The organism is Stygiolobus sp. CP850M (assembly GCF_037389425.1).
GTDB lineage: Archaea > Thermoproteota > Thermoprotei_A > Sulfolobales > Sulfolobaceae > Stygiolobus.
In genome coordinates this window covers 1-6,021 of the sequence record NZ_JBBHKR010000033.1, presented here as the reverse complement: position 1 = coordinate 6,021, position 6,021 = coordinate 1, and the positions used below count along the sequence as shown (strand labels likewise).

At 39.2% G+C, this 6,021-nt stretch carries 7 protein-coding genes; 3 read left to right on the top strand and 4 right to left on the bottom strand.

Annotated features, from left to right (window positions below; genetic code table 11):
* Window positions 1–173 precede the first annotated feature (173 nt).
* From WIW89_RS01470 to WIW89_RS01455, 4 genes are all read right to left on the bottom strand, one after another.
* Window positions 174–563, bottom strand: coding sequence for a hypothetical protein (locus WIW89_RS01470; RefSeq protein ID WP_337708962.1), 390 nt, complete (start codon window positions 561–563; stop codon window positions 174–176).
* 44 nt (window positions 564–607) lie between these two features.
* Window positions 608–1,042: a hypothetical protein gene (locus WIW89_RS01465; protein WP_337719497.1), complete on the bottom strand. Its 435-nt coding sequence runs from the start codon at window positions 1,040–1,042 to the stop codon at window positions 608–610.
* A 33-nt stretch (window positions 1,043–1,075) separates the two neighbouring features.
* Entirely contained in the window at window positions 1,076–1,267 is a 192-nt protein-coding gene (locus WIW89_RS01460) for a hypothetical protein (protein WP_337719496.1), read from the bottom strand.
* A 112-nt stretch (window positions 1,268–1,379) separates the two neighbouring features.
* Window positions 1,380–2,363, bottom strand: coding sequence for a Rieske 2Fe-2S domain-containing protein (locus WIW89_RS01455; protein WP_337719495.1), 984 nt, complete (start codon window positions 2,361–2,363; stop codon window positions 1,380–1,382).
* Between the two features lie 313 nt (window positions 2,364–2,676).
* On the opposite strand from WIW89_RS01455, the gene soxA reads away from it, so the two are divergent.
* The 3 genes from soxA to WIW89_RS01440 all read left to right on the top strand — a co-directional run.
* Window positions 2,677–3,141, top strand: a complete 465-nt coding sequence (gene soxA, locus WIW89_RS01450; RefSeq protein ID WP_337699229.1) for a proton pump complex quinol oxidase subunit SoxA — start codon at window positions 2,677–2,679, stop codon at window positions 3,139–3,141.
* Window positions 3,142–4,713, top strand: a complete 1,572-nt coding sequence (locus tag WIW89_RS01445; protein WP_337719494.1) for a cbb3-type cytochrome c oxidase subunit I — start codon at window positions 3,142–3,144, stop codon at window positions 4,711–4,713. It abuts the gene before it with no gap.
* A partial coding sequence (locus tag WIW89_RS01440; RefSeq protein ID WP_337719493.1) for a cytochrome bc complex cytochrome b subunit occupies window positions 4,706–6,021 on the top strand: 1,316 nt, incomplete at its 3' end. The genes WIW89_RS01445 and WIW89_RS01440, both read left to right, overlap by 8 nt.

Below are 6,021 nucleotides of genomic sequence, written 5' to 3'. Positions count from 1 at the left end.
AAGACTTATTTACTTAAACATCAAGCAAAAAGATAGTAGTTTTTATAATCTTCTGGCTCCAAAAACTCGTTTGTGAAGTCCAATTTGCAGTATCAACCCAGAAGCAGTTACAGTTAAAACAGGAGGGGTGGAGACACAGTAAAAAATTTAGAATAAATAAAAAAGTTCGGATTTTATAGCGATTTGAAGAAAAACCCTGTAGTACTAAAGAAAGATCCCACGAAACTCAGGGCCATTATATAAGAGTATATCGGGTCTAGGCTCGAGTAGAACAATAAACCTCCGGCTGCAGCTATTCCTATAAATAAGATATTGGCGGTTGATAGGTAAAAAAGCACTTTGTCTTTACTTATCGTCCCTAAAGCAAATAACGCAACACCCAGAAAAGCCGTAAGCATTGCGAAACTTATGTGGAGCGATAATAGTGCTGATTGATAAGCGTTAATTAAAGGAAATTTATCATAAAGTAGAGTGGCTAAACCGAAAGCGAAAAGAAACGTTAAAGAAAGTAGTTCTAAGCCTGCAAATATAGTTACTATTCTTGATCTTTGATAAAGTGCCATACTTATCAAAATTATGTTAATAATTAATAGTTAAAAAAGTTTAGCTATATACTCATATAATATTGACTCTTCTGGGTTACTTCCACGGTGATCGCCGTAGACGAAAATAGCACACCTAAAAATCCGATACCCATCATTAATGCATACATAGGGTCTGTATAACCGCCGAAATAGAATAATCCCTCAAATGCAGCAAATATACAGAATAAAACGTTAAGTAATCCTAGAGCTTTCAACTTAAGGTTATTACTGCGCATTGCAGCTGCAAATATGAAAAAGCTTAGTATTACAACAATTGCCGCACCATATATATGGGCTGTTATCGCATTACCTACAAGCCCTAAGTTAAAGATAGGGATTGCCATTCCTGCACTGTAAAGTACGATGAGAACTATAAGTTGGAATATGGTAGGCATTAGGATGTAATTTTCAGCATACATTAAGCTTATGGTTCTATTTATAAAATTTGTTACACTCATCAAAAAATACTATACAAGTGTAATTAAAAAATTTTACCTTAACTTTCTAAATAGGTATAAAAATAGAAGCGAAGCGAAGAGCATGTAAAATCCGGCTGCAAAGATCGTAGCTGACTCAACACCAACAGCATTGTTTGTAAAGAAGTTAAAGGGAATTGATAAGAACACAAAAAAGATGAATCCTAGAGAGGCTAACAAGGTGTAAACAAATAAACTCTTATTCATTTATTTCACCGGGAAGGTCTCCCAGATTATATTATACGCTATGAATAGTGCCATTGCAATAGTTCCCCCGAAGATTAATCCGAGAATGAAAAGACCCAACTTGGTCATTTTATCACCCCTGCTGTTGGAACGGATTTCCAAAACTTGTTAATAACCTTGTGTAACAATTCGTTGGAGTCTGTCCTTTTTGCAGTAGCAACTTACTACACCCTGTGTTCTCGTCGTAGCTTGAAAGAGTTGCGAACCCAGACAAATCATTACTCCTGCCCAAAATAACAGGGGCATTAGGGTTCATACCAACGGCATAAAGATAGTCAGTGTTTGGGTCCCAATAGAGTTGAACGTAAGGCAAGGGTCTTACAGTCGGTCCAGTCACTACATTAGCACCTTTGTATGGATCGTAAGTGGAGCCATGACAATCACAATGTATAACCCCGTAATTAATGCCTTGGGATACGATTATGTTGTATACATCAGAGGGGATGTAGTTAGGGAAAGGTCCATTTGGCTGAACTAGATTAGGCGGATAATAATGGATTTCTGGAGGAATACAGCCTAGATGTTGACATATAGCACTATAAGCTACAATTGACTTATTTGGCCCTACTCCTCCTGGAAAAGTATACGTTGCACCATTTTCTGGGATTGTAACAGTTGTAGACGGTACCGCCACTGGGTTTCCGTTCTTATCACCAATGTTTATCAAGAAAGTTATATCGCCCTGCATAGGGTATTGAAAGACTAAAATCGCTGGGTTGTTTACTGGTAGCTTAGAGGCCTCTATTGGGTTTCCGTTTGAGTCTGTTACTATCATCCACGGAAAATCCTTAAGTGTAATTTCCGGTTGGTTTAAGTAACCGAGAACGGGTAGTACGGAAACCACAGCCAATGCTCCTATTCCTATTAGTAGTCCTTTTAAGAGCATCCTCCTCTCGGGGCTTAACGGGCCTACGTTGTCTTCAGCATATTTAAAAAGATAGTCTCTCCCTTTCTTTATGAACGCTTTCTCGTCGAATTTTGTAGGTGGATTCCTCATTTTATAAATGAGACGGTGTAAAAATATTAGGTCATCCCTTTTGAGAACGAAAGGTTTCATTTCTTTTCACAAATTTAGTTATAGTTGAAATCTTTAAATTTTTATTTTATATCTTTACAAACTTACAATATTGTTCTTATTGATGATTAAAACTATTCATAATGTTTAATGTAAATCTTTAATACACAGATTAAACTATGTTAAATTTACATTTATAATGCTAAATTATTTTATTTATATAAACTAAATTTCAAAAATAAATAAATCACAGAAAAAGTTAAATATAATGATAATTACAATAGAATTTAGGTGAACGAGTATAACACTAGCTGATAAAATAAAACATGAAGCCGAAACGGTATGGTTTATCGTTATGCTTGCAATAAGTCTAGGTTATTTCTCATGGGAGATAGTCCAAATTCAGGCAGGCACTAATGTAAGCTTCAGATATGGTTTACCACTTTACAGTGGTATGCCCAAACAAGCTCAGGAGGCTGTAACATATTTCAATGCACATCCTCCAGTAAACCATACTTCCGAAGTCGTCGACGGCATTCTCGTAGTTAATATGACAGCTTATCAATACTATTACTCGCCTAACCTAATCAAAGTCACCCCCGGACAACAAATAGTTCTGATCATTAACTCGCCGCAAGTTATAACCGGGATATACTTACGTTTACCTAATGGTGTCATAAACGTTAATGCAGTACCCGGAATACCGAGTTACGTATACTTCGTTGCACCTACTACACAAGGTAACTATACGTGGTATGAACCCGAATACGCGGGTTACGCTTTTTCAACAAATATGACCGGAGTTCTGGAGGTGGTTTAAATGGCTTACACTCTTGCTATCCAATTTGAAAAAATTAAGAAAGAAATATCTGTTTTCCTCGGTAAATTAAAGAGTTTTGCACTACCAAAAGACACGTTGGGAGTAGTCTGGCTTTTCACACTCGGTACTGTGGGCTGGCTGATAATTGTAGGAATGGCTGCTATGAATATGAGGACGTATCTTGTTTATCCCGATAACTCGGCAGGAATTGGCCCCACGTACTATTTATCTCTCACGTTACACGGATGGAGTGCAATGTTCGGTGTTGTTCCTGACGCTGCGTTTGCCGTAATAGCATTTTCCATGTATAAAAGCGGGTTATCAACAGTAAATGCAAAAAGAATTGCGTACTTGTTCTGGGCATCTAACTTAGCTCTAGTCTTCGCGCTTTTAGGTGGTCCTGACATGAGCTGGTATATGTATCCACCTCTTGCAATAGAGGAGAACAGTGTCTTCAAAGCTTTCCTGATATATCAATCCCCGGTGCTAATAGGACTTGCCTACATTGCTTTAGCTATCAACTCCATAGGAGGTACTATAATACCGATTATCCTCCTCGCTGACGCATACGCTACTAAACCTAAGAACCAGAAGCTGAATATATTCGCTGCTTACGGTGTAGCTTTTGCAGCGATAATAGCCTTAACCATGCCAGCTCTAAGTGCTGCAGAGTTATGGTATGCACTGTATTTCTTAGCTGGGATCCCGGTTGACTCATTGCTTTGGCTAATCCTCTTCTGGTTCTACGGTCATCCGGTAGTATATTACGTCCCGTTCCCACTGTTTGGAGCGTTATATTACTATATACCCAAAGCTGCTGGAAGAGAGTTATACAGCGAAAAGTGGGCTAGGATGAACATATACCTACTCGCGATAGGTTCGATGTTGATATGGGTTCACCACCTGCAAACTTTCCCTCTACCAGTCGTCCTGAGGTTATGGGCTAACTTCGCTACCTTGATCCTTGCTGCTGGTTCAGGTTTAACCGTGCTTAATCTAGGTCTTACTGTCCTCCTTTCGAATGGATACAATTACAAAGACCCGATAAGTATGTCGTTCCTGATAGCATTCATAGGATTTATTCTGGGAGGTGTTCAAGCATTACCTCAACCGTTCGACATAGTTAATCCCATAATTCACAATTCATATTTTATAGTAGGACACTTCCATTTAATAATATGGACGCTGATAATTGTAGGTTTTACAGGGGTATTCCTAGATCTCCTGAAATCCAGTAATGTCAATTTTGACTACTCGAAGATAGCTTCTAGATTAATCACAACAGGTATTCTACTCTGGACGGTTCCTTTTATGACGATAGGGTACTTAATGTCTGTGGAAGGATACCTAGGAATGCTCAGGAGAGTTATCGCATATCCAGCAATTTTCGAACCGTTTAACTTAGCTATTTCCCTCTTAGCGGAAATAGGAATACCCGGATTAGTATTAGCTATTTCCTCTGCAATAGGTGATTATATAATGAGAAAAGTAACTGTCGGTACAGATGTTTCTGTTCAGACTTCAACCTCGATTTCAATGAATATAGGAAAAGAGGTGAAAGTGGATGGCTGAGAAGGAAAGAGGGTTAGTAGAGGACATTTTAGATAGGGTCGGTGTTAAAGAGGCTCCGTTTTTTAAGACCCCTGACTATATGTATAATCCTTCCTATTGGTTAGGGGCTATGGTTGCTGGCGCATTTATTTATACAGTTATTACTGGATTGCTCTTACTACTCTACTATCAGCCGTCTTACGCGTATCAGTCTACAATGAACATAATATACCACGTACCGTATGGGCCAGTACTTCTCTTCAGTCACCTTTACGGCTCTTATATAATGATAGTTCTAGCATACATTCACATGTTCAGGAACTTTTACGTAGGGGCTTACAAGAAGCCAAGAGAGTTACAATGGGTTACTGGAGTCCTTTTGTTACTCCTAACACTAGGTGCATCATTTTTCGGGTACAGTCTAGTTAGCGATGTGCTCGGAGTAAATGCAGTAGACATAGGAAGTGAGTTGATGGTGGGTACTGGGTTCCCTGGTGCGACCGTAATTGTTAACTGGCTATTTGGACCAGGTGCGTTAGCATCGATTTCAAGTAGTCCCTTAACTAGAGCTGAACTATTCGATAGATTACTTGGTTGGCACATAGTATTAGTCTTCTTAATAGGAGCCTTATTCGGATTTCACTTCCTGCTCTCTGAGAGATACGGTATGACTCCGTCTAAGAAAGAGAAGTCTAAGGTTCCCGCTTATTATACAAAGGAGGAATGGAGTAAGTTTAACGAGTGGTGGCCTAGAAACGTAGTGTATATGTTATCAATAGTCCTTACTACATGGGGAGTTATACTCTTCGTGCCTAATTTGTTGGCAAATATAAACGGCTTACCGATAGTTATTAACCCTTACCCTGCACCGCAAGCCGGTACTCCACAAGCATCTGGAGTGCAGCCTTATCCGCCTTGGTTCTTCCTATTCTTGTACAAGTTTGTTGACTTCGAATTACCAAATGGTCAACCCTTAACTCCGGCCATGGTAATTGCAGCCTTAGTGTTCATGTTACTCGTTGTAATGTTACTGCCGTTTTATGAAAACAGCCAGTGGATGTATTTAAGGAATAGGAAGTTCTGGGTCTGGGTAATGACTCTAGCGTGGATATATCTAATAGAACTCAGTATCTGGGGTTATTACCAACCTGGTGTCCCAGCTCCCTTCAACCAACAAGTAGAACTGTTAGGCCCCCCGGCGGTAATAGTAGGACTTGTAGTGTTATTCTGGGGAAGAAGGGATAAAAACGATGTAAGTAAAGGAACTTGGTTCAGCTCTATCAAGTCTCTTAAGATGTCGCCTTTCACCGTGTTAATGGGCTCTGTAGC

Coding starts and splice junctions, on each gene's coding strand:
- WIW89_RS01470 (WP_337708962.1), bottom strand. CDS start 563: ATGGCACTTTATCAAAGATCAAGAATAGTAACTATATTTGCAGGCTTA.
- WIW89_RS01465 (WP_337719497.1), bottom strand. CDS start 1,042: ATGAGTGTAACAAATTTTATAAATAGAACCATAAGCTTAATGTATGCT.
- WIW89_RS01460 (WP_337719496.1), bottom strand. CDS start 1,267: ATGAATAAGAGTTTATTTGTTTACACCTTGTTAGCCTCTCTAGGATTC.
- WIW89_RS01455 (WP_337719495.1), bottom strand. CDS start 2,363: ATGAAACCTTTCGTTCTCAAAAGGGATGACCTAATATTTTTACACCGT.
- soxA (WP_337699229.1), top strand. CDS start 2,677: ATGCTTGCAATAAGTCTAGGTTATTTCTCATGGGAGATAGTCCAAATT.
- WIW89_RS01445 (WP_337719494.1), top strand. CDS start 3,142: ATGGCTTACACTCTTGCTATCCAATTTGAAAAAATTAAGAAAGAAATA.